The organism is Pseudomonas sp. HLMP (assembly GCF_046365545.1).
Classification (GTDB): domain Bacteria; phylum Pseudomonadota; class Gammaproteobacteria; order Pseudomonadales; family Pseudomonadaceae; genus Aquipseudomonas; species Aquipseudomonas guariconensis_B.
On record NZ_JBDLLR010000001.1, the window covers coordinates 2,575,818 to 2,600,600 of the forward strand.

Sequence of the window (24,783 nt, forward strand, 5' to 3'; positions counted from 1 at the left end):
GGCGGGGTGGCGGTCAGACGCTGCGGGTCAGCCCGCCATCGACGCGCAGGTTCTGCCCGGTGATGTAGGCCGCGCCCTCGCTGGCCAGGAAGGCGATGGTGGCGGCGATCTCCTCGCTCGTGCCGTAGCGCTTGAGCGGCACGCTGTCGCGGCGTTGCTCGGTGGCCGGCAGGCTGTCGATCCAGCCCGGCAGCACGTTGTTGATGCGGATGTTGTCCTTGGCGTAGGTATCGGCAAAGAGCTTGCTGAACGCCGCCAGGCCTGCGCGGAACACGGCCGAGGTGGGGAACAGCTCGCTGGGCTCGAAGGCCCAGGCCGAGGAGATGTTGATGATCACGCCGCCTTGCTGGCGCTGCATGACCGGCGTGACCAGGCGGGCAGGGCGGATCACGTTGAGCAGGTAGGTGTCCATGCCCTCGTGCCAGTCGTCGTCGCTGAGCGCCAGGATCGGCGCGCGCGGGCCGTGGCCGGCACTGTTGACCAGCACGTCGATGCGCTGCCATTGCTGCAGGGTGGCGTCGACCAGGCGCTGCAGGTCGTCGTTGGACTGGTTGCTGCCGGTCACACCGATGCCGCCCAGCTCCTTTGCCAGCGCTTCGCCTTTGCCCGAGGACGAGAGGATCGCCACCTTGAACCCCTCCGCGGCCAGGCGTCGGGCCGCCGCTGCGCCCATGCCGCTGCCGCCGGCGGTGATGATCGCTACTTTTTCTACTGACATAAGGCCTCCCTTGGGGCTGTGGTCCGGTGAATGGCCACCAGACTAGCACCGGCCAATACGTGGGCGGGAGGCAGGTGGCCTTCGTTGTAACAGTAGAAAAACTACTGGGTTGTCAGCGCGCCTGGCGTAGCAGCCACTGGCGTACGGTCTCCAGCGCCGCCGGCATGCCGCCCTTGCGCGGCCATACCAGGTAGAAATGCTTGTCCAGGTGCAAGGCATGGTCGAAGACCAGGGCCAGGCGCCCGGCCTCCAGGTCGCTCTGCACGAAGAAGTGGCTCGACAGCGCCAGCCCCTGGCCGGCGATGGCCGCTTCGATGGCCAGTGAGGTCTGGTTGAAACGCACGTTCTTCGGCATGGGCTGCGCCGGTTGCCCGAACAACCCGGCGATGAATTCAGGCCAGAAATTGTGGGCGTCGTGCAGCAGCAGGAAGTGCTGTAGCTGCTCGAGGTTCTGCGGCCTGCCCCTCTGCGCCAGCAGCGTTGGGCTGGCCACCGCGACCACGCGCTGCTCCAGCAGCCGCTCGGTGTTGAGCCCAGGGCCGAACGGTGGCTGGCCGTAGCGCACGGCGAGGTCCACGCCATCGGCATGGAACTGCGACAGGCGGTCGGTGGCCAGGACCCGCAGGTCGATCTCGCCATGGGCCTCGGTGAAGGACGCCAGCCGCGGGATCAGCCATTTCGAGGCGAAGGTAGGGGTGACGCTCACCGTCAGGTGGCTGTTGCCTGGGCGCAGGGCGCTGGTTGCCTCGCTGATCAGGGCGAAGGCGTTGCGCAGGGTCCTGCTGTAGCCCAGGCCCGCGTCGGTCAGCCTGAGCCCGCGCGGCAGACGCTCGAACAACTTGATGCCCAGGTTCGCTTCCAGGGCGCGGACCTGTTGGGCCACGGCAGCCTGGGTAACCCCCAGCTCCTCGGCCGCGAGGCGGAAGTTCAGGTGTCGGGAGGCGACCTCGAATACACGCAGGCCGTTGAGTGGGGGGAGGGTGGCTGGGCCGTCGGTCATGAGGGGGCGCTTGTCGACAGGGAGCGGTGAGGATAACAAAGCGCGTGGGCCGGGCCGACCACGAATGGGCTGGCTTGAGTGTTTCTCAAGCAGACGCGTTCTTTATATCGTTTGTCGGGCTTTCTCCACTTGCCGACCATTGGCCAGGACACCGTCGCCACGGTACCTGCAAATGCAGAACAGACAATGACCACCGCCCTGTGGAGCGACACCGCTCCTGCCGCGCTGCTCAGATGAAGGGGCAGCCGCTGCTGGCGACCCGCTCCAGCCATCGGCGCAGCAGGTTCAGCACCGAGATGTCGAATAGCGTGGTGGTGAGGGAGAGGGCCGGGTACTGAGGCAAGCCCCAATGGCACTCAGGCAAGGCTCGCCTGCAGGGCTTCGATGAACTCGCGCTCGGCACGGCTCATGCGCTGGTCGCGGTTCCACAGCAGGTGGATGTCGACGTCGGCGATCCCTTCGTGGGGCGGCAGCCGCCACAGCAGCCCGGCGTCCACGTCGGGGGCGACCACATGCTCGGGCAGGCAGCCGATGCCGAACCCCGCGATCACCAGGCGACGCACTTCCTCAAGGCTCGGCGAGGACGCGACGATGCGCCCGGAAAACCCTTGCTGGTCTCGGAAGATGGTGAGTGGCGAGAGCATGCCGCCGATCTGGTCGCTGGTGAAGCTGACGAAGTTCTCCCGTTGCAGGTCGCCCTCGGGCTTGCCGAACAGGGCGTGGTGCTTGCCGCAGAAGAACGCATAGCGCTGGCGCAGGAACAGGCGTTGCTCCAGGCGCGGCTGGGGCCGGCGATTGAGGCTCAGGCCGGCGGTGGCGGTCTTTTCCTGCAGGGCCGCGACGATGTCGGAGCTGCGCATCACATCGATCTCCAGCTCCACGCGCGGGTGCTGGCGGTGGAAGTCGGCGAGGAAGTCGTCGAAGCGTGTCGAGCAGATGCGGCTGATCATCAACAGGCGCACCTTGCCCACCAGCTCGTCGGTAGGTTGCTCCAGCAGGCCACCGATCTGCGACATTTGCCCGTACACCTCGCCAGAGAGCAGGAACAGCTGTTCGCCCACTTCGGTGAGGACGAAGCGTGGCCCGCGGCGGGCGATGAGCTGGCGGCCGAGCTGTTCCTCCAGGCGCTTGAGTGCCTGGCTCACCGCTGGCTGGGTCAGGTGCAGGCGGGCGGCGGCGCGGCTGATGGAGAGTTCCTGGCCGATGACCCGGAAGGTGCGCAGCAGGTTCCAGTCGAGGCGGTCGTTGAGCAGGCGGTCGGGCATGGCGGGCTCGATAATAATCAGGGCTAATAGTTCGAATAATAAATAGAAAATTGACTAATCATAGCCCTGAGCCGATAAATCGTAGCCAGGGCAAGGCTGTCGCAGGTTTGCCCTGATGCCAGTCAGTCCAGCCTTGCAAGCGCCCCTTCGCGGGCAAGCCCGCTCCCACAGGGGCCGAGTCGACCACGAAAGGGGCGGTTTGCAGGGGCCTTGTGGGAGCGGGCTTGCCCGCGAAGGGCGGTAAGCACCGCCTGGTTGACCGGCACAGTATTCGAGCACCACCCAACAGCTTGACCAGGCGCCGACAGAGCGCCGCCGTGAGCCCCTAATCACTCCTGCCAGAACAAAAGCAAAGGAGCCAGACCCATGAAGCCTTCCGCTTCGCCCCAGCCGCGCCGCGCCGCCGCCGCCGCGTTCATCGGCACCATGATCGAGTGGTACGACTTCTATATCTACGCCACCGCCGCCGCCCTGGTGTTCGGCGCCTTGTTCTTCCCCTCCGACAACAGCCTGTTCAGCACCATGGCCGCCTTCGGCACCTTCGCCGTGGGTTTCTTCGCCCGCCCCCTGGGAGGCCTGGTTTTCGGCCATGTCGGTGACCGCATCGGGCGCAAGAAGTCTCTGGTCATCACCTTGCTGATGATGGGCGTGGTCACCGTGGGCATCGGCCTGCTGCCGACCTATGCGCAGATCGGCGCCACCGCGCCGGTGCTGCTGGTCCTGCTGCGCATCGTCCAGGGCATCGCCGTGGGCGGTGAGTGGGGTGGGGCGGTGCTGATGGCCGGCGAGCATGCGCCCAAGGGCCGGCGCAACTTCTTCGCCTCGTTCGCCCAGCTTGGCAGCCCGGCCGGCCTGATTCTCTCGCTGCTGGCCTTCGGCGCGGTGACCCGCCTGCCCGAGGAAGAACTGATGAGCTGGGGCTGGCGTGTGCCGTTCCTGGCCAGTGCGCTGTTGCTGCTGGTGGGCCTGGCGATTCGCCTGGGGGTCAATGAGTCGCCGGAGTTCATCGCCAGCCGCGAGCAGGCCGAAAAGACCCGGCGCAAGGAACAGGCGCCAGTGCTGGAGGTGCTGCGCACGGCCTGGCGGCCATTGCTGCTGTGCATCGGTGCCAACACCCTGGGCATCGCCGGGGTCTACTTCACCAACACCTTCATGATCAGCTACACCACCCAGCAACTGCACCTGGAGCGTGCGCTGATCCTCGAGTGCCTGTTCTTCGTGGCGGTCATCCAGTTCTGCGTGCAGCCGCTGGCCGCCTGGGTGTCCGAGAAAGTGGGCGCCACCCGCTTCCTGTGCCTGGTGTCGTTGCTGGCCATGGCCTCGCCGTACCCGATGTTCGTGCTGGTGAGCTCCGGCCAGGGGCCGCTGATCGTGCTCGGCATCGCCCTGGCGGCGGCGTGCATGGCCTCGTTCTACGCGGTGATCGCCGGCTACGTCAGTGGCATGTTCGAAACCCGCGTGCGCTATACCGCGATCTCCATGGCCTACCAGGTCTGCGGCGCCATCGCCGGTGGCCTGACCCCGCTGATCGGCACCTGGCTGGCCCATACCTTCACCGGGCAGTGGTGGCCGATGGCGCTGTTCTACAGCCTGATCGCCACGATTTCCCTGATCTGCGTCCTGGCCCTGGCGCGCCAGTACGCCCGCAGCCAGCACCTCGAGCTGGCCTGATCCACACCGATTCGATTGGAGTACCCGTACATGTTGAAAAGCAATGGCGAGCGCCTTTGGGCGAGCCTGATGGCCATGGCCGAGGTCGGCGCCACCGCACGTGGTGGCAGCTGCCGTCTGGCGCTCAGCGATGAAGACAAGGCCGGCCGCGAGCTGTTCGCGGCCTGGTGCCGGGAGGCCGGGTTGAGCCTGTCGGTGGATGCCATCGGCAACCTGTTCGCCCGCCGCCCAGGCAGCGACCCGGATGCCGCGCCGGTGATGATGGGCAGCCACCTGGACACCCAGCCTGAAGGCGGCCGTTTCGATGGCGTCTACGGGGTGCTGGCAGGCCTGGAGGTGGTGCGTCGTCTCAACGACCTCGGCATCCAGACCCGCAAGCCCCTGGAGATTGCCGTGTGGACCAACGAGGAGGGCGCCCGCTTCACCCCGGCGATGTTCGGCTCGGCGGTGTTCACCGGCACCCTGGCGCTGGACGAGGCCCTGGCCATTCGCGATGCCGAGGGCGTCAGCGTGGCCGAGGCGTTGCAGCGCACCGGCTACGCGGGTTCGCGCCCATTGGGCGGTAAGGTCGATGCCTACTTCGAGGCGCACATCGAGCAGGGTCCGATCCTCGAGGACAACGCCAAGAGCATCGGCGTGGTCAGCGGCGGCCAGGCGATCCGCTGGCTGGACGTGACCGTCGAGGGCATGGCGGCCCACGCCGGCACCACGCCGATGAAGCTGCGCAAGGACGCCCTCTACGGCGCCGCGCGGATGATCCAGACGGTGGAGCAGTTGGCCGCCGACTTCGCCCCCGAGGGCCTGACCACCGTGGGCGAGCTGTCCATCGCCAAGTCCTCGCGCAACACCATCCCGGGGGTGGTGCGCTTCACCGTCGACCTGCGCCATCACCGTGACGAGGCCATCGAGGCCATGGAGCGCGACCTGGGCCGGCACCTGCAGGCCATCGCCGAGACACGCGGCTTGCAGGTGCGTATCGAGCGCCACTGGGTCAGCCCGGCCACGCCGTTCGATCCTGCATGCGTGGCGGCGGTGCAACAAGCGGTGGATGGCCTGGGCTATGCGCAGCAGCCGATCGTCAGCGGCGCCGGCCACGATGCCATCCTGCTGGCGCGCTACTGCCCGACGGCGATGGTGTTCATCCCCTGCGTCGGTGGCCTGAGCCACAACGAAGCTGAGGACGTGCTGCCCGAAGACGCCCGCCAGGGCGCGGATGTACTGCTCAACGCCGTGCTGGCCCGTGCCGGTCGTGTAGAACAAGGAGACGTCTGATGCGTTGCTACTTCCATCCCGAACAGCTGTTGCACCATCCACGCAGCTACTACTCCCGAGGCGCCATGCGCACGCCCCAGGAAGTCCCCGAGCGCGCCCAGCGCCTGCTGCAGGCGGCCAAGGACCTGGGCTTCGACATCCGCCAGCCCGACGATGCCGGCCTCGGCCCGCTCAAGGCAGTGCATGGCGAGGCCTACCTGGCCTTCCTCGAAGAGGCCCATGCACGCTGGAAGGAGGTGCCCGAGGACTGGGGCGACGAGGTCATGTCGAACATCTTCGTGCGCGAGCCCAACGCCCTGCGCGGCATCCTCGCCCAGGCCGGGCGCTACCTGGCCGACGGCAGTTGCCCGGTGGGCGAGCAGACCTGGCGTTCGGCGTACTGGTCGGCGCAGAGCGCGGTGGCGGGCGCCAAGGCCATCCTCGATGGCGAGCCCGCGGCCTATGCCCTGTGCCGCCCGCCAGGGCACCATGCGCGTTTCGATGCCGCCGGTGGCTTCTGCTACATCAACAACGCCGCCGTCGCCGCCCAGGCCCTGCGCAGCCGCTACGGCCGCGTGGCGATCCTCGATACCGACATGCACCACGGCCAGGGTATCCAGGAGATTTTCTACGAGCGCAATGACGTGCTGTATGTGTCGACCCATGGCGACCCGACCAACTTCTACCCGGGTGTCGCTGGGTTCGAGGATGAGCGTGGCAGTGGTGCGGGGGAGGGGTACAACCTCAACCTGCCGATGGCGCACGGGGCCAGTGAAGCCGACTTCATGGGGCAACTGGAGATCGCTCTGGATGCGGTGAAGGACTTCGGTGCCGAGGTGCTGGTGCTGTCGCTGGGCTTCGATATCTACGAGCTGGACCCACAGAGCAAGGTGGCGGTGACGACCGAAGGGTTTGCGGCGTTGGGTGAGCAGATTCGGGCGTTGCGTTTGCCGTGTCTGATCGTGCAGGAAGGGGGGTATCACCTGGAGAGCCTGGAGGCGAATGCGCAGGCGTTCTTTGCGGACAAGGGGGATTGGCGTTAAGCGGGCAAGGGCCGGCAGTTGCGTTGTCGCTGCTGGCCTTTTCGCGGGCAAGCCCGCTCCCACAGGGTGTCGAGTCGGTCACGAATGATGTGGTTTGCAGGGCCTTGTGGGAGGCCTTGGCGGGGCGCCGGACCGGTCGGGCAAGCGCCCCCCAAATGACAAAACGCTATCTTCCGCAAGCCCCTGCAGCACTACCCCTACAGGCCACCCCTACGTACATGCTTGACCAGCACCTTCTCGAGCAACTCCCACATCGCCGGATCGGTACTGAACGCCACATTGAAGCGCATCCACCCAGTCGCCTGGGCATCGACCATGAACAACTGCCCGGGCCCGAGCATGATCCCTTGCTCCAGTGCATCGTCGAGCAGCGCGGCGCTGTCGGGGATCGCGGGGTGCCGGGTCCAGATGTACATCCCTTCGTCCGACTCGGTGAACAACTCGAAGCCCAGCCGATGCAGGTGCCGGCCCACCTCCTGGTGCGCCTCGGCCAGGCGCTGGCGCAGGCGCTTGAGGTGCTTGCGCCAGCGGCCATCGATGATCGCCGCGTACACCACCCGCTCCATCACCTGCGAGGTGGTCAGGCCCGAGCGCATCTTCAGGTGCAGTAACTGCTGCATCAGCTCGGAGTTGGCCACCAGGTAGCCGACCCGCACGTTGGGCGAGATGCTCTTGGAGTAGCTGCCCACGTACACCACCTGCTGCAGGTGGTCGAGGCTGGCCAGGCATGGCTGGGGCTCGGCCACCATGTCGGCGTACAGGTTGTTCTCCACCAGACGAAAGCCATGCCGGGAGGCCAGTTGCAGCAGGCGGTGCAGCTGCGCCAGCGGTGTGCGCGAGCAGGTCGGGCTGTGCAGGTGCGGTTGGGTGAAGAAGGCTGTCGGACGCTGGTGGGCCAGCAGGCGCTCCAGGTGATCCAGGTCGTAGCCGGCCGGGGTGCGTGGCACGCCGACCAGGGTGGCGCCCTGGGTGCGCAGGATGCTCATCAGGTTGGGGTAGCCAGGGTCGTCCACCAGCACCACATCGCCGGGGCGCACCAGGGTGCGCACGGCCAGGTCCAGCGCCTGGCTGGCACCGTGGGTGAGCATCAGTTGCGCCGGGTTGGCGACGATCGACAGTTCCTGCTGCAGGTTCTGCGCGGTCAGCGCGCGCAGCTCCGGCAGGCCCATGGGGTCGCCGTAGCCGGAGAGTTCCAGCGGGCTGCCAGCCACCTGGCGCAGGCCACGGCGCAGGCCGTCCTCGTACATCCAGTCGTTGGGCAGCCAGCCACAGCCAGGTTTGAACGGTAACTGGCGGATCTCGAAGATCTGCTGCAGGTACCACTCGGCGTTGAACGTTGGCCGGGTGGTGTCGGCGTCCTGGTTGTGGTTGTCCAGCAGCTCGCCCACCGCGCGATTGACGAAGAACCCCGCATTGCCCCGGCTGACCAGCAGCCCCTGGGCCACCAGGCGGTCGTAGGCCTCGACCACGGTGAAGGTGCTCACCGAGTACGTCGCGGCGAAGGCGCGGATCGAGGGGACCTTGGCGCCGGGCTTGAGGGTCTGGTTGTCGATCAGCTCGCGCAGCCCGTCGATGATCTGGTTGACCAGCGGGGTAGGGGAGTCTGGATGTAGTTCGAGCATTCGGGTGCCTTCAGGTGTGCGTAACGCCAAGCGCCTGCAGGGTGTCGCGGGTGTATTGCATTGGCGGCCTGTACAGTGCAGTGCGGATTTCATGCCACTGTGCATGGCTCTCTGTGTCCGACATTTTTACATTAGGTGTCAGATATCGCCAGACAAAGCATTTCAGTTCACCCGGGAGGCAACCCCCGGGCACGTCAGCAGGCCGCCATGGAAGGCCTGCGTGTGTTTTCGCACACCTCCTGCCCGTACGGGTGGCCGGCAGGTTGAATTCGAGCAGTCGGGTTCAGCACGCCGGCCGCCGGCGCTGATGTACAGGTGAGACCGATAGCCATCGGGGTTTCACAGTTTTTCCTTGGATAAAAAGAAGCACGGGGTACACAACTGATGGACGCAACATCCCTATCCACCACGGCCGCGAAAGGGGAGCACGAGAGCAAACTCAGTGCTTCGCTCAAGTCGCGCCACCTGACGATGATGTCGATCGCTGGGGTCATCGGCGGCGCCTTGTTCGTCGGTTCCGGCAGCGTGATCCACAGCGCAGGCCCCGCCGCGGTCCTCGCCTATCTCGCCGGCGGCATCCTGGTGGTGTTGATCATGCGCATGCTCGGCGAGATGGCGACCTCCTCGCCGGACACCGGCTCGTTCTCCACCTACGCCGACCGCGCCATCGGCCGCTGGGCCGGTTTCACCATCGGTTGGCTGTACTGGTGGTACTGGGTCATCCTCATGGCCTGGGAAGCCTACGTGGCGGGCAAGATCCTGCATGGCTGGTTCCCTGGTATCAGCGTCAACGTGTTCGTGCTGGCCACCACCTGTGTGCTGATCACGGTCAACTTCTTCAACGTCAAGCACTACGGTGAGTTCGAGTTCTGGTTCGCCTTGATCAAGGTGGTGGCCATCGTCTGCTTCCTGATCGTCTGCACCGCGGCCGTGTTCAACATCTGGCAGTTCGGCGAGGTGCGTGGCATCAGCCACTTGACCAGCGAAGGCTTCATGCCCAACGGCCTCACCACGGTGATCGGTGCGCTGCTCGGGGTGATGTTCGCCTTCCTCGGCGCCGAGATCGTCACCATCGCCGCGTCCGAATCCAAGGACCCGTCCACCCAGATCGTCAAGGCCACCAACTCCGTGGTATGGCGTGTGTGCCTGTTCTACGTGGGCTCGATCTTCCTGATCGTCTGCCTGGTGCCGTGGAACGACCCGCACCTGGGCGAGTCCGGCTATGGCGCCTACCGCCGCACCCTGGAGCTGCTGGGCGTGCCGTATGCCGAGCTGCTGATGAACTTCGTGGTGCTGACCTCGGTGAGCAGTTGCCTGATCTCCGGCCACTACACCGCCTCGCGCATGCTGTTCTCGCTGTCCCAGCGTGGCGACGCGCCGTCGTTCTTCAAGATCACACGTGCCGGTACCGGCGTGCCGGTGTACGCGATCATGGGGTCGTGCGCCGTGGCCATCTTCTGCGCCCTGATCAACTTCAGTGAGACCCTGCGCCCGAAGGACGTGCTGGAGACCCTGATGAACACCACCGGCATGATCGCCCTGCTGGTGTACCTGGTGATCGCTTTCTCGCAGCTGCGCATGCGTCGCAAGCTGGTGGCCGAAGGCAAGGAAGTGCGCCTGAAGATGTGGCTGTTCCCCTGGCTGACCTACCTGGTGATCGCCTTCATCATCGTCTGCCTGGTGGTCATGGCGTTCATGCCTGACTACCAGATCCTGGTGATCTCCACCGGCATCGCCGCAGCCATCGTGGTGGCGATGGGCGTGGTCCACCAACTGCGCACCTCCCGGCAGCACTGAGGTTGCCTTCCCGCATGACCGAGCCCTCGCTGGGCCGGCCATGCGGCTGCAGATGGCTTATGCTGGAGGCCAGTGTGGCGGATGCCTGTGCTCGATTGCGAGTACAGGCATCCGCCACACTGGCCTCCAGACATTCAGCCTGCCGAAGGAACCCGCCATGGCTTGGTCCGCCACCCAGTATTCACTTTTCGAAGACGAACGTACCCGCGCGGTGCGCGACCTGCTGGCGGCGGTACCGCCGCGGCCGGTGCGCCATGCCACGGACCTGGGCTGCGGCCCGGGCAATTCCACCGAAGTGCTGCGCCAGCACCATCCCGATGCCCTGGTCGTCGCTCTGGACAGCGACCCGGACATGATCGACAAGGCTCGCCAGCGGCGGCGCCTGTGCGTGCCCCAGGTGCGCTGCGAGATCGCCGAGATTGCCGGTTGGTCGGCCGCCGAGCCCCAGGACCTGATCCTGGCCAACGCCTCGCTGCAATGGGTCGCAGACCACGGCGCCCTCTATCCGCACCTGGTCCGCCAGTTGAGCGAGGGTGGCAGCCTGGCGGTGCAGACCCCGGACAACCTCGACGAGCCCGCCCACCGGCAGTTGCGCGAAATCGCCAGCCAGGGGCCCTGGGCGGCCAGGTTCGCCGACATCTCGTTGCCGCCCCGGCACAACGCGGCGTTCTACTACGACCTGCTCAGCCCGCTGTGCACCCGCGTGGATGTATGGCGCACCACCTATCACCACCCCTTGGCCGGTGGCGCCGAGGCGGTGGTGGAGTGGTTCAAGGGCTCGGCGCTGCGCCCGTACCTGGCGCGCCTGGACGAGCGGGAGCAGGCGGACTTTCTGCAGCTGTACCTGCAGGCGATGCAGCATGACTATCCGCCGGCCAGCGACGGCAAGGTGCTGTTGCCGTTTCCGCGTTTGTTCGTGGTCGCTACGCGCTAGTACGCCGCCAGCGCCAGAGCACGTAGCCATACACGCCGAGGTTGAGCAGCAACACGAACAGGCCCAGCAGCACCTGGACCTGTGGCGTCAGCCCGGGCGGGTAGATCAGCGGCCAGATGTAGTGCTCGATGAAGCCGCCCTGGTAGCCGGCCACGCCAGCGGCAGCGCGCATATGGTTCTCCCAGTCGGTCAGTGGGCATTCCAGGTGCAGGCACTCCACCGCCAGGCCCCAGGCCAGGGCGGGCAGGTGGATGAGCAGGGCGGGGCGCCACCGGAGCACCCACAGGCCGCCGAACAGCACCAGCAGGATGAAGGCCAGGTGCAGCAGGACCAGGGCGTCGGCGGCCAGGCGGTAGAACATGGCGGACCTTCGCAGGGGGCAGTCATCTGAGCATAGGCGGGTGGGTATGGCTTGGTTGGTTGTTGCGCCTGCCTCCACCACTGTGCGGGTAACTTCCAGCCAATACCTGGCCTGTGTGTTCTCAAAGCCCTTCCTGCACCATCTGCAGGAACGTCGCGACCACCCGCCGTGTGCGCTGTTCGCTCAGGCACACCAGCGTCTCGGTCAAATGCCGCTGGCAATCGACGATCGGCAATGCACAGACGCGCGCATCGGCGCCGAACTCCGCCGCCGACACCACCCCCACGCCGATCCCCACCACCACCGCCTCACGCGCCGCCTCGCGGCCTTCGACCTGGATCGCCGGACGGATACGCAGGCCCGCACGTTGCATCTCTTCCTCGAGGGTCTGGCGCGTCACCGAGCCGGGTTCGCGCAGCACCAGCGGCGTGTCGTCCAGGTCGGCCAGGCTGATCGAGCCACGGCTGGCCCAAGGATGGTCATGGGACACGAAGGCCACCATCGGGTCGCGACGCATGGGCACGCAGTAGAGCCGCTCATCGTCGACATCACGGCCGAGCAGGGCCAGGTCGGCCTGGTAGCTGAACAGCCGGGCCAGGGACTCGTCGGTGTTGCCGGTCTCGATCTTCACCTGGATGCCAGGGTAGCGCTGGCAGAAACGGGCGATCTGCGGCAGCACGTGCACCGGCGCGTCCACCGCCAGCACCAGGCTGCCGGTGTGCAGGGCACGGGAGTCCTGCAGCAGTTCGACAGCCTCGGTTTCGCAGGCGAACAGGCGCTGGGTGATGCCCAGCAGGCGCTCGCCCAGGTCGGTCAGCCGTACCGAGCGTTTGTTGCGGTGGAACAGCAGCACGCCGAAGCGCTCTTCGAGCTTGCGTACCTGGTCGGAAACCGCTGGTTGGGTGAGAAACAGTTTATCGGCGGCGCGGGTGAAGCTGCCGTGTTCGGCGACGGCGTGAAACGCCTTGAGTTGAGCGTGTGAGACCGACATGAGCGCTCCGGTAACAAGTTGGGCTTATGTGTGAAATACGATAAATCGATTTTATTTATCAGTCATCAACTGGTTCCATAACGACCAGCCCGGTGGCCCTTTACAGGCTGCCAGCGGCCATGGCGCCGCCCCGGTCACGCCAGACCCGCGGTGCCATCTGACCAGATGACGGCCCTCCGTCATGCAGTGCGCAACACAACAACAAGACAGGCGTTTCTTCACATTCTGCCGGCACACTTGAGCAAGAGGTCAGAGTCAAATGAATCAATCCCTAGCCGCCATCAAGCGTTGGCGCATCCAGATCTTCGCGATCACCTGGCTGGCGTATGCTGCCTTCTACTTCACCCGCAAGGCGTTTTCCGTCGCCAAGCTGGGCATTGGTGAAGACCCCGATTTCATGCTCGACAAGGCCGCCATGGCCAACCTCGACGCCATCTACCTGGCCGCCTACGCGGTGGGCCAGTTCACCTGGGGGATGCTCGCCGACCGCTTCGGCCCGCGCGTGGTGGTGCTCGGCGGGCTGCTGATCTCGGCGGCGGCGGCCGTGGTGATGGGCAGCTATGCGACCTTCCCGATCTTCGCCACGTGCATGCTGGTCCAGGGGCTGGCGCAGTCCACCGGCTGGGCGGGGTTGTGCAAGAACATCGGCAGTTTCTTCCCGGCCGTCCAGCGTGGCCGGGTGCTGGGCCTGTGGAGCTCGTGCTACGCCTTCGGCGGCCTGGTGGCCTCGCCCTTCGCCGGCTGGTGGGCCTACACCCTGGTGGGTAGCTGGCACGCGGCATTCTTCTCCAGTGCCGCGGTGGTGGCCGGGGTGGCGGTGCTGTTCTTCATCCTGCAGCGCAACAAGCCCGAGGATGTCGGCCTGCCGGCGGTGGAGCCGGAGCCGCAGAGCATGGCGCCGGCGGCGAACCTGTGCAGTGTCTGGGCGCCGCTGCGGGAGATCCTCAGCAACCGCACGGTGCTGACCCTGGGCCTGGCCTATTTCATGCTCAAGCCTGCGCGCTACGCCATCCTGCTCTGGGGCCCGGTGATCGTCTTCGAACAAATGCCCTCGGTGGGCAAGGTCGGCGCGGCCATCATTCCCACCGCCTTCGAGCTGGCCGGGCTGCTCGGGCCGATCATCATCGGCCTGGCCTCGGACAAGCTGTTCGGCGCCCGGCGCATGCCCGCCTGCGTGATCAGCCTGGTGCTGCTGACCGCCACCCTGGCGGCGTTCATGGCGGCGATGCACAGCGGCAGCGTGATCCTGGTGGTGGCCTTGCTGTTCGTCATGGGCCTGACCCTGTACGGCCCGGACTCAATGATCAGCGGCGCTGCGGCGATCGACTTCGGCACGGCCAAGGCCGGCGCCACCGCGGCGGGCTTCGTCAATGGTTGCGGCTCGGTGGGAGCGGTGCTCGGTGGCCTGCTGCCGGGGTATTTCGACAGCGTCACGGTGTTCATCATTTTCTCCGGCACCGCGCTGTTCTCCGCCCTGGTCCTGCTGCCGCACTGGAACAGCCGCCCGGCCAGCGCCGTGCAGGCCAACGACGTGGCACCCAATACCGGCATGGCGATCAAGCCGGCCCGTACCTAAAGGAAAGTGAGCAGATGAGACCCTTTTGGCTGCAACAGGCCCTGGACCAGGAAGACGAGGCGGTATGCCCGCCGCTGGATGCCGACGTGCGCTGCGACGTGTGCATCGTCGGCGGCGGCTACACCGGGCTGTGGACCGCGCTGATGCTCAAGGAGCAGGCGCCGGCGCTGGATGTGCTGTTGATCGAGGCGGACATCTGCGGTGCCGGCGCCAGCGGGCGCAACGGTGGTTGCGCGCTGTCATGGTCGGCCAAGTACTTCACCCTCGAGCGCTTGTTCGGCATGGCGGAGGCCGTGCGCCTGGTGCGCGAGTCGGAGCGCAGCATCGGCGCCATCGGCGAGTTCTGCGCGGCCAACGGCATCCACTGCGACTACCGCATGGACGGCACCCTGTACACCGCCACCAACGCCGCCCAGGTCGGTGGCACCGATGCGGTGATCGCCGCGCTGGAGCAGAGGGGCATCAATTCGTTCCAGCGCCTGGCGCTGGAGCAGGTGCAGCGCCTGGCCGGCTCCGCCCGCCACCTGGAAGGCTGGTACTCGCCGGCCGCCGCCACCGTGCAGCCGGGGCGCCTGGTGCGCGGCCTGCGCCGGGTGGCCTTGCAGCGGGGCGTGCGCATCCACGAGGGCACGGCGATGACGGGCCTGGAGCATGGGGCGCCGGTGCAGGTGCGCACCCGGGGCGGGACCGTCCGTGCCGACCGGGTGGTGCTCGGCCTCAATGCCTGGATGGCGCGGGCCTTTCCCCAGTTCGAGCGCAGCGTGGCGATCGTTTCCAGCGACATGGTGATCACCGAGCCCTGCCCGGAACTGCTGCGCGAGATCGGCCTGGACAGCGGCATCAGCGTCCTCGATTCGCGCATCTTCGTGCATTACTACCACAACACCAGCGACGGTCGGCTGATGCTCGGCAAGGGCGGCAATACCTTCGCTTATGGTGGGCGTATGCTGCCGGTGTTCGACCAGCCGTCGCCGTACCAGCCACTGTTGCGTGAAAGCCTCGGCGAGTTTTTCCCGACCCTGGCGCAGGTGCCGCTGGCGGCCAGCTGGAACGGCCCCTCGGACCGCTCGGTGACCGGCTTGCCGTTCTTTGGCCGGCTGGATGGGCAGGGCAACGTGTTCTATGGCTTCGGCTACTCGGGCAGTGGTGTCGGGCCCTGCCACATGGGTGGGCAGATCCTCTCGTCGCTGGTGCTGGGCCTGGACAACCCCTGGACCCGCTCGCCGCTGGTCAAGGGCCCGCTGGGGCAATTCCCGCCGGAGCCGATCCGCTACCTGGGCTCGCTGATGGTGCGCAACGCCATCCGCCGCAAGGAGCGCGCCGAGGACCGCGGCGTGCGCCCGCGCCGCCTGGATGTGCGCCTGGCACGTTTCGCCGCGGCGGCGGGCAAGGCCGACAAGGCCTGATGGCCGGGAGGGCCGCGCGGCGGCCCTTGCGCGGGTGCAAGGCCATTTCCAGCGGCCGTGCTGCATGAGATTTCTTGTCGATCAGGTGGGCGAGGGCGTATAAACTGCTCCCACTTTTGGCCGGTCGCTTCCTGAACCGGCCGCTGGAACAAAGAGAGTCGACATGGGCGCACAGTGGAAAGCCAAACATAAAGAAGCCGCAGCCAATGCCAAGGGCAAGATCATGGGCAAGCTGGCCAAGGAAATTCAGATCGCCGCCAAGTCCGGCGCCGATCCGGACATGAACCCGCGCCTGCGCCTGGCGATCGAGCAAGCCAAGAAAGCCTCGATGACCCGCGAGACCCTGGAGCGCGCGATCAAGAAGGGCGCCGGCCTGGATGGCGAGTCGGTGCAGTACAACGCGGTCACCTACGAAGGCTACGCCCCGCACCAGGTGCCGCTGATCGTCGAGTGCCTGACCGACAACGTCAACCGCACCGTCGCCGAGATCCGTGTGCTGTTTCGCAAGGGCCAATTGGGCAGCGCCGTGGCCTGGGACTTCAACCACGTCGGCCTGATCGAGGCCACCCCGAACGGCGACGCCGACCCTGAGCTGGCGGCCATCGAAGCCGGCGCCCAGGACTTCGAGGAAGGCGAGGAAGAGGGCTCGACCCTGTTCATCACCGATACCACCGACCTGGATGCGGTGCAGAAGGCCCTGCCGGAGCATGGCTTCACCGTCACCTCGGCGAAGATCGGCTATACCCCGAAGAACCCGGTGAGCGCCGCCAGCCTGAGTGCCGAGGCCCTGGCCGAGGTCGAGGCGTTCCTCGAAGCGATCGACAACCACGATGACGTGCAGAACGTCTATGTCGGCCTGACTGACTGATCTGTGCCATTGGGGGCGCCTTGCGCCCCATTCGCGGGCAAGCCCGCTCCCACAGGGGCCCTGCCAACCGCATCATTTGTGGTCGACTCGGCCCTGTGGGAGCGGACAGTTGGTCCCACATGGCCCTGCGAACCGCATCCTGTGTGGTCAACGCGATCCCTGTGGGAGCGGGCTTGCCCGCGATCGAGGGCGTAGCCCTCGCCAGGGCCCTGGAACCGACCGATGAACCCGACCTTCGCCTCCCTCAGCCTCGCCCATCTGCGCAGCCTCGACTGCCTCCTGCAGTTGAAGAACCTCAGCCACGCCGCCGAGCGCCTGGGCTGTAGCCAGTCAGCCCTGAGCCGCCAACTGGCTCACCTGCGCGAGGCCTTCGACGACCCGTTGCTGGTGCGCCAGGGGCGCGGCTATGTGCTCAGCGAGCATGCCGAAGCCTTGGTCGAGCCCCTGCGCCAGGTCTTGGAGGAGCTACAGGCCCTGCGCCAGCCGGCAGCCTTCGACCCGGCGCGTTGCGAGCGGCGCTTCTGCCTGGCCGCCTCGGACTATGTAGCCGAGCACATGCTGCCGCTGCTGGTGGCAGCGCTGGAACGCGAGGCGCCGGGCGTGTCCCTGGAGTACCGCACCTGGCAGGCCGGCCAGTATGCCCTGCTGGCCAGCGGCGAGATCGACCTGGCCACCACGCTGTTCGACGAGTCGCCACCCAACCTGCATGGTCGCTTGCTCGGCGAGGACCGGGCCGTGTGCCTGATGCGCCACGACCACCCGCTGACCGCCCGTGACGGCTTGAGCCAGGACGACTACCTGGCCTTCAAGCACGTGCGCATCTCTGGCGGCGGCGACAAGGACAGCTTCATCGACCGCCACCTGCGCGCCCAGGGCCTGCAGCGGCGGATCGGCCTGGAAGTGCCGTTCTTCTCCGCCACCGTGCAGGTACTGGGTAACGGCCAGGCCCTGGCCACCGTGCCCGAGCACATCGCCCGCCAGCTCTGCCGCCTGCACCGGCTGGCCTGGCGGCCGCTGCGCTTCATCGAGCATACCCAGCGCTACTGGGTGGTCTGGCACCAGCGCCTGCAAGCGTCGGCCGAGCACCGCTGGCTGCGCAACCGGGTATTCGAGCTGTGGCGCCAGTCGCAGTTCGGCGTGCAGGGTGGGCATGCGCCTTCGCCATAGCAGCTATGCGCGAAGCGGGGTTCTTCGGCGACGGATCGGTCCCTAGACTGGCCAGGTGGCGCGGGTTGTTCGAGAGTAGTGGGGCCGCTTTGCAGCCCATCGCCGGCAAGCCCCAACCCACCGTCCCGAACGACCACCGCCATCCCCCCGACCGCTCGCCAAGGAGACCGCCCGTGACCCCGGAACAATTCCGCCAATATGGCCACCAACTGATCGACCTGATCGCCGACTACCGCCAGGGCGTCGCCGAGCGTCCGGTGATGGCCCAGGTCGAGCCCGGTTACCTCAAGGCCGCCCTGCCGGCCGGTGCGCCGCAGCAGGGCGAGCCGTTCGAGACGATCCTCGCCGACGTGGACACGCTGCTGATGCCGGGCCTGTCCCACTGGCAGCATCCGGATTTCTATGGCTATTTCCCATCCAACGGCACCCTGTCGTCGGTGCTGGGCGATTTCCTCAGCACCGGGCTTGGCGTGTTGGGCCTGTCCTGGCAGTCCAGCCCGGCCCTGAGCGAGCTGGAGGAAACCACCCTCGACTGGCTGCGCCAGTTGCTCGGCCTGTCGGCGCAGTGGAGCGGCGTGATCCAGGACACGGCCTCGACCAGCACGCTGGTGGCGCTGATCTGCGCCCGCGAGCGCGCCAGCGACTACGCCCTGGTCCGTGGCGGCCTACAAGGCCAGGCCAAGCCGCTGGTCGTCTATGTCAGCGCCCATGCCCACAGCTCGGTGGACAAGGCCGCGTTGCTGGCGGGCTTCGGCCGCGACAACATCCGCCTGATCCCCACCGACGAGCGCTTCGCCATGCGCCCCGAGGCGTTGCAGGCCGCCATCGAACAGGACCTGGCCGCCGGCAACCAACCCTGCGCGGTGGTCGCCACCACCGGCACCACCACCACCACGGCCCTCGACCCGCTGGGCCCGATCGGTGCCATCACCCAGGCCCACGGGTTATGGCTGCACGTCGACTCGGCCATGGCCGGCTCGGCGATGATCCTCCCCGAGTGCCGCTGGATGTGGGACGGCATCGAGCAGGCCGACTCGGTGGTGGTCAATGCCCACAAGTGGCTGGGCGTGGCGTTCGACTGCTCGATCTACTACGTGCGCGATCCCCAGCACCTGATCCGGGTGATGAGCACCAACCCCAGCTACCTGCAATCGGCGGTCGATGGCGAGGTCAAGAACCTGCGTGACTGGGGCATCCCCCTGGGCCGCCGCTTCCGTGCCCTGAAGCTGTGGTTCATGCTGCGCAGCGAAGGTGTCGAGGCCCTGCAACAGCGCCTGCGCCGCGACCTGGACAACGCCCGTTGGCTGGCCGAGCAGGTCGAGGCGGCACCGCAGTGGGAGTTGCTGGCACCGGTGCAGTTGCAGACCCTGTGCATCCGCCATCGCCCGGCAGGGCTGGACGGCGAGGCGCTGGATGCCCATACCCGTGCCTGGGCCGACAGGCTCAATGGCTCCGGGCAGGCCTACGTGACCCCGGCGACCCTGGAGGGGCGCTGGATGGTACGGGTATCGGTGGGGGCGCTGCCCACCGAGCGTGAGCATGTGCAGCGGTTGTGGGAGCGGTTGCAGGCTGTCGTCGCTGCTTGACAGCGCCTGGGGCCGCTGCGCGCCCCTTCGCGGGCCAGCCCGCTCCCACACAGACCGCGCCATGCCTGAGAGCGGCGCCAACCAGGGAGCCGGCTTGCCGGCGATGGGCTGCAGCGCAGCCCCGGGGAAACTCAGTGGCTCATCGCCTGAAAGCTGCTCTTGCGGCTGGCCTCGTAGGCTTCCTTCTCCATCGGCTTGGCCTGCGGGTTGCCTAGGTCTTCCATGGCCAGGCGATGGGTCTCCGGCGCGATGTAGGCCGCCAGGGCGCACAGGCAGGTGATGAAGAACGCCAGGCCGCCGACCACCAGCGGGATGTTGCCTGAACCGGGCGGGGCGACGGTGGCGAACAGCGCCGGCAGCATCGCCGTGAGCATGGTGCCGATGTTCTGCGCGATGGCCATGGCCGATACCCGGTAGCGGGTCTGGAACAGCTCCGGATAGAAGCTGGGGAACACGGCGTTGTAGCCCTGGTAGACCATGCCCCACATTAGGATCGAGGTGACGAAGGCCAGGGGCACGCTCTGGATGCTGATGGCGTACAGGTAGACGAACGCCAGCAGGCCCGAGCCCAGGCAGCCGGCGATCATGGTCGGGCGACGGCCGATCCTGTCGGACAGGTTGCCGACGAAGGGGATCACCAGCACCGCGACGATATTGCCCACCACCGGGATCCACAGGTACACGCTCTTGTCGAAGCCCACGCCGTAGGCCGGCTGCACCGCGTAGGCCGCGCCGAAGATGGTGGCGACCACCGGGATCACGTTCATCAGCGACATGAACATCACCAGCACCATGCACTTCCAGCTGTGGCGGAAGGCTTCGCTGATCGGCGACTTGGCCACTTTGTCTTGCTGCTCTTCCTGGACGAAGGCCGGCGTCTCATGGACTTCCCTGCGGATGATGAAACCGGCCACCAGCACCAGCGCACTCAGCAGGAACGGAATACGCCAGCCCCAGTCGTTGAACGCTTCGCTGGGCATGAAGTAAGCCAGCGGCAGGAACACCGCCGCCGCCATCACCTGGCCGGCCTGCACGCCTTGCAGGGTGTAGCTGGCGTAATAGCCACGGCGCCCGAACGGTGCGTGCTCCATGATCATCGAGCTGGCCCCGGAGATCTCGCCGGCCACGGCGAAGCCCTGGACCAGGCGCAATACCACCAACAGGGCCGGGGCGAGGAAGCCGATGTCCTCGTAGGTTGGCAGCAGGCCCACGGCCATGGTCGACAGGCCCATCAGGAACATGCACAGCAGCAGCACGTTCTTGCGGCCGCGGGTGTCGCCCCAGTGGCCGAGCACGAAGGCGCCCAGCGGGCGCGCCAGGTAGCCGACGCCGTAGGTCGCCAGCGAGGCGACGATAGCCATTTTCGGGTCGCTGGACGGGAAGAAGATCTGCGGGAAGATCAGCGCCGCGGCTTGGGCATAGATGAAGAAGTCGTAGTACTCGAGTGCCGAGCCTATCCACCCGCTGGCGGTCGCTTTCTTGGCTTGGGAGCTGGAGTGGGCCATCGTTGTCTCCGTTTGTTCTTGTAGGTCACCGGGCGGGGACGTCGGGCGCCGTTCTACGGGCCGGCGAGCGTCGCTGCACGAGCGATTGCAGGAGTGGGTCAGTGCCGGGTGGCGAACGGTCGCAGGCCAAGCCCGCCTGTACAGGACGAACGAGCAGGGGCGGGGCGCAGGGCGAGGGAAATGTGCATAGGTCGGTACCCGTTTTATTGAACTTATTATGTCGTGACGCTGGGCTTCTCGGCACAGGGCCCGCCGAGCGTGGGGCAGGGGAGGTGGGCCTGTGCTGGAAATCATGGTTGCCCACGGCTTGGCACCGAATCAATTCGTGCAACCCGCTTTTGTTCGATAATCGAACACAAAACTAACTGTTCCGTACAAAATAAATTGCTGGGGTGACTTTACCTGCCAATAATCGATCATGCCAGGAGCCTGCCCAGGTTTTCGGCATTGTCGTCCGCGCAGGCCCAAGGCCGCGCTCCAATAACAAGGAACTTCAGCCATGCAGCGTTCGATCGCCACCGTGTCCTTGAGCGGTACCCTGCCGGAAAAGCTCGAAGCCATTGCCGCCGCCGGTTTCGACGGCGTCGAGATCTTCGAGAACGATCTTTTGTACTACGCCGGCAGCCCCCGTGAGATCCGCCAGATGTGCGCCGATCTTGGCATCGCCATCACCCTGTTCCAGCCGTTTCGCGATTTCGAGGGCTGCCGCCGCGACCGCTTGCAGAAGAACCTCGACCGCGCCGAGCGCAAGTTCGACCTGATGCAGGAGCTGGGCACCGACTTGGTGCTGGTGTGCAGCAACGTCCAGGCCGATGCCTTGGGCGACGAGCAGGTGCTGGTGGATGACCTGCGCCTGCTGGCCGAACGCGCGGGCCAGCGCGGCCTGCGCATCGGCTACGAAGCCCTGGCCTGGGGGCGTCACGTCAATACCTGGCAGCAGGTGTGGCAACTGGTGCGCCTGGCTGACCATCCAGCCCTGGGGGTGATCCTCGACAGCTTCCACACCCTGTCGCTCAACGGCGACCCTGGCGGTATCCGTGATATTCCCGGCGACAAGATCTTCTTCGTGCAGATGGCCGATGCGCCGATCCTGGCGATGGACGTACTGGAGTGGAGCCGGCATTTCCGTTGTTTCCCGGGGCAGGGCGAGATGGACCTGGCGGGCTTTCTCGCGCCGATCCTCGCCAGTGGTTATCGCGGGCCGCTGTCGCTGGAGATCTTCAACGACGGTTTTCGCGCAGCCCCTCCCCGGCAGAATGCCGCCGATGGCCTGCGCTCGCTGCTCTACCTGGAGGAGCAGACCCGCCTGCGGCTTGAACAGGAGGCGAAGGCCGTGGAGCCGGGCGTGCTGTTCAATACGCCGGCGGCCAGTGCCTACGAGGGCGTGGAGTTTCTCGAGTTTGCCGTCGACGAGGCGCTCGGCGCGCGCCTGGGCAGTTGGCTCGAGCGCCTGGGCTTCGCCGTGGCCGGCCAGCATCGTAGCAAGGCGGTGCGCCTGCTACGCCAGGGCGATATCAACATCGTGCTCAACGCCGAGCCCTATTCCTTCGCCCACAACTTCTTCGAGGCCCACGGCCCGTCCCTGTGCGCCACAGCGTTGCGGGTCAAGGATGGGCAAGCGGCCCTGCAGCGTGCCATCGCCTACCGTGGCCAGCCGTTTCGCGGGCTGGTGGGCCCGAACGAGCGGGAGATCCCCGCGGTACGTGCGCCGGACGGCAGCCTGATCTACCTGGTGCAACACGCAGGCACGGGCCAGACCATCTACGACAGCGACTTCCACCTCGCTCCCACGGCGGCTGCCACCGGCGGGCTGCGGCGCATCGACCACATGGCCCTGGCCCTGCCGGCCGAATCGCTGGACAGCTGGGTGCTGTTCTACAAGAGCCTGTTCGGTTTCACCGCCGACGACGAGGTGGTGCTGCCCGACCCCTACGGTTTGGTCAAGAGCCGCGCCTTGCGTAGCCCCTGCGCCAGCCTGCGGCTGCCGCTGAACATCTCGCAGAGCCGTAACACCGCCATTGCCCACGCGCTGTCCAGCTACGGTGGCTCGGGCGTGCACCATATCGCCTTCGCATGCGAGGACATCTTCCGCGAAGTGGCCAGGGCCAAGGAGGCCGGTGTGCCGCTGCTGGAGATCCCGCTGAACTACTACGACGACCTGGCGGCGCGCTTCGACTTCGACGACGAGTTCCTCAGCGAGCTGGCCTACTACAACGTGCTGTACGACCGCGATGCCCAGGGTGGCGAGCTGTTCCACGTGTACACCGAGCCATTCGAGGGGCGTTTCTTCTTCGAGATCCTCCAGCGCAAGGGCGGGTATGCCGGATATGGCGCGGCCAACGTCGCCGTACGCCTGGCAGCGCTGGCCAAGGCCCGCAGCGGCGTGGGGCGCAAGCCGGTGTTGTGATCGGCATGTGCTGTGAGGCGGTTTGTCACTTGGGGCCGCTTCGCGCCCCATCGCCGGCAAGCCGGCTCCCACAGGGTGCGCGTCGGCCACAAAGGATGCGGCTTGCAGGAACGTCCTCTACATGACTCAAGACTCGTGAGCACCGCCGGCGATGGGCTGCAAAGCAGCCCCAGGATCATCATGTTGCCCTCAGGCCAATGCCTCGCGCGTACGGCTGCTCGCCTGGGTATGCCGCAACGTCGGTAGCAGAAAGGCAATGGCCAGCAAGCACGCCGCCACCAGCATCACGAACCCACCGTCCCAACCAAAGTGGTCCACGGTGTAGCCCATCGCCGCACTGGCGGCGACCGAGCCGCCGAGGTAGCCGAACAACCCAGTGAAACCGGCTGCGGTACCAGCAGCTTTTTTCGGTGCCAACTCCAGCGCTTGCAGCCCCACCAGCATGACCGGCCCATAGATCAGGAAGCCAATGGCAAAGAGCGCAGCCATGTCGATGCCCGGGTTGCCCGGCGGATTGAGCCAGTAGACCAGGGTGGCGACGGTGACCAGCGCCATGAACACGATGCCGGTCAGCCCGCGGTTGCCACGGAAGATCCGGTCCGACATCCAGCCGCACAGCAGGGTGCCGGGAATCCCGGCCCACTCGTAGAAGAAATAGGCCCACGACGTGGTGTCGACGCTGAAGTGCTTGGCTTCCTTGAGGTAAGTCGGCGCCCAGTCCAGCACGCCATAGCGCAACAGGTAGACGAAGACGTTGGCCAGGGCGATGTACCACAGCAATTTATTGCGCAGCACGTAGTCGACGAAGATCCGCCTGGCGCTGAATTCCTGTTCATGGCTGGCATCGTAGCCTTCGGGGTAATCGTGCTTGTACTGCTCCACCGGCGGCAGGCCGACCGACTGGGGCGTGTCGCGCATGGCGGCGAAGGCGAATACCGCCACCAGTACCGCCACGGCCGCAGGCACGTAGAACGCAGCGTGCCAGTCGTTGGTCCAGCCCAGGCCCAGCAGGAACAGCGGGCCGATCAGGCCGCCGCCGACGTTGTGCGCCACGTTCCACACCGACACCACGCCGCCGCGCTCCTTGCGCGACCACCAGTGCACCATGGTTCGCCCGCTCGCCGGCCAGCCCATGCCCTGGGCCCAGCCATTGATGAACAGCAACACGAACATGACCGTCACGCTGGACGTGGCCCAATGTGCGAAACCGAACAGGAACATCACCGCTGCCGACAGTAGCAGGCCGAACGGCAGGAAGTAGCGCGGGTTGGAGCGGTCCGAGACCAGGCCCATGAGGAACTTGGACAGGCCGTAGGCAATGGCCACGGCGGAAATGGCCACCCCGAGCTGGCCGCGCGTGTAGCCTTCCTCCTCGATCAGGTAGGGCATGGCCAGGGAGAAGTTCTTGCGCAGCAGGTAGTAGCCAGCATAGCCAATGAAGATGCCGGCGAAGATCTGCCAGCGCAGGCGGCGGTAGGTGGTGTCGACGTGCTCGGCGGGCAGTGGCGCCCGATGCATGGCGGGACGGAAGAGGGCGAACATCCTGTATCTCCGGTTTTATTATTGGTGTGCGAAAACGAATATCATGTTTTCGATATGGAAAACAATATCGTGC

The 24,783-nt window shown here is 66.4% G+C and carries 20 protein-coding genes; 11 read left to right on the top strand and 9 right to left on the bottom strand.

Translation table 11 applies throughout. The features are described 5' to 3' along the window. Positions 1 to 13 precede the first annotated feature (13 nt). From ABFA30_RS12030 to ABFA30_RS12045, 4 genes are all read right to left on the bottom strand, one after another. Positions 14 to 718 (bottom strand): SDR family oxidoreductase, encoded by a 705-nt coding sequence (locus ABFA30_RS12030; RefSeq protein WP_253081446.1) that lies wholly within the window; start codon positions 716 to 718, stop codon positions 14 to 16. Positions 719 to 830: 112 nt separating this feature from the next. Next, positions 831 to 1,718 (bottom strand): LysR substrate-binding domain-containing protein, encoded by an 888-nt coding sequence (locus ABFA30_RS12035; RefSeq protein ID WP_253081447.1) that lies wholly within the window; start codon positions 1,716 to 1,718, stop codon positions 831 to 833. A gap of 229 nt (positions 1,719 to 1,947) precedes the next feature. After that, positions 1,948 to 2,082 (bottom strand): hypothetical protein, encoded by a 135-nt coding sequence (locus ABFA30_RS12040; RefSeq protein WP_410045484.1) that lies wholly within the window; start codon positions 2,080 to 2,082, stop codon positions 1,948 to 1,950. Beyond that, the gene (locus tag ABFA30_RS12045; protein ID WP_225789144.1) at positions 2,075 to 2,983 is read right to left on the bottom strand and encodes a LysR family transcriptional regulator; all 909 of its coding nucleotides are present in this window, start codon (positions 2,981 to 2,983) and stop codon (positions 2,075 to 2,077) included. The genes ABFA30_RS12040 and ABFA30_RS12045 overlap by 8 nt, the downstream gene beginning before the upstream one ends. A 366-nt stretch (positions 2,984 to 3,349) precedes the next feature. Here ABFA30_RS12045 and ABFA30_RS12050 point away from each other — a divergent pair, with 366 nt between their 5' ends. Genes ABFA30_RS12050 through ABFA30_RS12060 form a run of 3 tightly spaced genes read left to right on the top strand, consistent with a single transcriptional unit; the run spans position 3,350 to position 6,948 of the window. After that, entirely contained in the window at positions 3,350 to 4,654 is a 1,305-nt protein-coding gene (locus tag ABFA30_RS12050) for an MFS transporter (RefSeq protein ID WP_225789145.1), read from the top strand. 30 nt (positions 4,655 to 4,684) lie between these two features. Further along, positions 4,685 to 5,926, top strand: a complete 1,242-nt coding sequence (locus ABFA30_RS12055; protein WP_253081741.1) for a Zn-dependent hydrolase — start codon at positions 4,685 to 4,687, stop codon at positions 5,924 to 5,926. Further along, positions 5,926 to 6,948 carry a histone deacetylase family protein gene (locus ABFA30_RS12060; RefSeq protein ID WP_253081740.1) on the top strand — a complete coding sequence of 341 codons (1,023 nt, stop codon included), beginning with the start codon at positions 5,926 to 5,928 and terminating at the stop codon, positions 6,946 to 6,948. Before ABFA30_RS12055 ends, ABFA30_RS12060 begins: the two co-directional genes overlap by 1 nt. Positions 6,949 to 7,145: 197 nt before the next feature. Here the strand turns inward: ABFA30_RS12060 and ABFA30_RS12065 are convergent, their stop codons facing one another. Next, the gene (locus tag ABFA30_RS12065; protein WP_253081739.1) at positions 7,146 to 8,570 is read right to left on the bottom strand and encodes a PLP-dependent aminotransferase family protein; all 1,425 of its coding nucleotides are present in this window, start codon (positions 8,568 to 8,570) and stop codon (positions 7,146 to 7,148) included. Between the two features lie 384 nt (positions 8,571 to 8,954). Between ABFA30_RS12065 and ABFA30_RS12070 the strand changes: the two genes are divergently transcribed. Together ABFA30_RS12070 and tam are read left to right on the top strand one after the other, a co-directional pair. After that, positions 8,955 to 10,367: an amino acid permease gene (locus ABFA30_RS12070; RefSeq protein ID WP_225789149.1), complete on the top strand. Its 1,413-nt coding sequence runs from the start codon at positions 8,955 to 8,957 to the stop codon at positions 10,365 to 10,367. Between the two features lie 157 nt (positions 10,368 to 10,524). After that, positions 10,525 to 11,301: a trans-aconitate 2-methyltransferase gene (gene tam, locus ABFA30_RS12075; protein ID WP_253081738.1), complete on the top strand. Its 777-nt coding sequence runs from the start codon at positions 10,525 to 10,527 to the stop codon at positions 11,299 to 11,301. On the opposite strand, the gene ABFA30_RS12080 is transcribed toward tam, so the two are convergent. Continuing rightward, positions 11,291 to 11,662 (bottom strand): DUF2784 domain-containing protein, encoded by a 372-nt coding sequence (locus ABFA30_RS12080; RefSeq protein WP_225789151.1) that lies wholly within the window; start codon positions 11,660 to 11,662, stop codon positions 11,291 to 11,293. The two genes, tam and ABFA30_RS12080, sit on opposite strands and share 11 nt — an antisense overlap. Positions 11,663 to 11,783: 121 nt before the next feature. Next, a complete protein-coding gene (locus tag ABFA30_RS12085) occupies positions 11,784 to 12,653 on the bottom strand; it encodes a LysR substrate-binding domain-containing protein (RefSeq protein ID WP_225789152.1) in 870 nt (289 codons plus the stop codon). Between the two features lie 259 nt (positions 12,654 to 12,912). Here ABFA30_RS12085 and ABFA30_RS12090 point away from each other — a divergent pair, with 259 nt between their 5' ends. From ABFA30_RS12090 to ABFA30_RS12110, 5 genes are all read left to right on the top strand, one after another. After that, positions 12,913 to 14,229, top strand: coding sequence for an MFS transporter (locus ABFA30_RS12090; RefSeq protein WP_410045485.1), 1,317 nt, complete (start codon positions 12,913 to 12,915; stop codon positions 14,227 to 14,229). A 14-nt stretch (positions 14,230 to 14,243) separates the two neighbouring features. Continuing rightward, positions 14,244 to 15,635 carry an FAD-dependent oxidoreductase gene (locus ABFA30_RS12095; protein WP_225789154.1) on the top strand — a complete coding sequence of 464 codons (1,392 nt, stop codon included), beginning with the start codon at positions 14,244 to 14,246 and terminating at the stop codon, positions 15,633 to 15,635. A gap of 163 nt (positions 15,636 to 15,798) precedes the next feature. Further along, a complete protein-coding gene (locus ABFA30_RS12100; RefSeq protein ID WP_225789155.1) occupies positions 15,799 to 16,503 on the top strand; it encodes a YebC/PmpR family DNA-binding transcriptional regulator in 705 nt (234 codons plus the stop codon). A 222-nt stretch (positions 16,504 to 16,725) separates the two neighbouring features. Then, the gene (locus tag ABFA30_RS12105; protein WP_225789156.1) at positions 16,726 to 17,670 is read left to right on the top strand and encodes a LysR family transcriptional regulator; all 945 of its coding nucleotides are present in this window, start codon (positions 16,726 to 16,728) and stop codon (positions 17,668 to 17,670) included. Positions 17,671 to 17,843: 173 nt separating this feature from the next. After that, a complete protein-coding gene (locus tag ABFA30_RS12110) occupies positions 17,844 to 19,256 on the top strand; it encodes a DOPA decarboxylase (RefSeq protein ID WP_225789157.1) in 1,413 nt (470 codons plus the stop codon). A 131-nt stretch (positions 19,257 to 19,387) separates the two neighbouring features. Here the strand turns inward: ABFA30_RS12110 and ABFA30_RS12115 are convergent, their stop codons facing one another. Further along, on the bottom strand, positions 19,388 to 20,761 hold the full coding sequence (locus tag ABFA30_RS12115) for an MFS transporter (RefSeq protein WP_225789158.1): 1,374 nt from the start codon (positions 20,759 to 20,761) through the stop codon (positions 19,388 to 19,390). A 499-nt stretch (positions 20,762 to 21,260) separates the two neighbouring features. On the opposite strand from ABFA30_RS12115, the gene quiC reads away from it, so the two are divergent. Then, positions 21,261 to 23,168, top strand: a complete 1,908-nt coding sequence (quiC, locus tag ABFA30_RS12120) for a 3-dehydroshikimate dehydratase QuiC (protein ID WP_410045486.1) — start codon at positions 21,261 to 21,263, stop codon at positions 23,166 to 23,168. A gap of 189 nt (positions 23,169 to 23,357) precedes the next feature. Here quiC and glpT read toward each other — a convergent pair whose 3' ends face one another. Continuing rightward, positions 23,358 to 24,710: a glycerol-3-phosphate transporter gene (gene glpT / locus ABFA30_RS12125; protein WP_410045487.1), complete on the bottom strand. Its 1,353-nt coding sequence runs from the start codon at positions 24,708 to 24,710 to the stop codon at positions 23,358 to 23,360. Between the last annotated feature and the right edge of the window lie 73 nt (positions 24,711 to 24,783).